General features: G+C 70.5%; 1 pseudogene. It reads right to left on the bottom strand.

The features are described from left to right. Window positions 1-528 (bottom strand): annotated as a pseudogene (locus tag ACNPN0_RS14600) (2-polyprenyl-6-methoxyphenol hydroxylase); the annotation flags it as partial.

Here is a 528-nt window from a genome sequence, read left to right as displayed (position 1 = left end):
CCCGCGTCTGCGGCCCAGCGGGCCTCAGAAGGCAATAGCGCCGTGTCGATGACGCGCACCGCCAGCGGAATGCGCGTCCGTCCGGCCAGCGCCAGGATCCTCTCCATGGCCGGGGACTGAGGCCAGCTGGCCGCCGCAGTGTGGCTCAGCAACAGCGTGAACCCGGGTCCGAGCTCGTCGTAGAGCGCGCGGCCGGAGGGCAGCCAGGCGTGGGGGAGCAGGCATCCTGGGGTGGTGCTGGGCACATAATCGATGGGATGCGCCGCAGGCGGCTCGCTGCCGTCGGGTGCGATGACCGGCGACTGGGCGTAGTGGTAGCCGAGCACCAGGCCCAGCGAATGGAACTCGCTGGCCTTGACTTCAAGCTGGATCCGGGCGGCAGCACGGGCCTTCTCGCCTTCATCGCCCGGGGCATCAAGCAGCGGGCTGGCGAAGTCATAGGCCAGCGCCTTGCCGTTGTCCGCGGCTTCCGCGATCGTGCGCTGGGCGACCTGGCGGCGTTCGGCCTCGTAGCTGGCCAGCAGGGCT

Source organism: Glutamicibacter sp. AGC84, from assembly GCF_053543575.1.
This window is presented reverse-complemented; position numbering and strand designations above follow the sequence as displayed.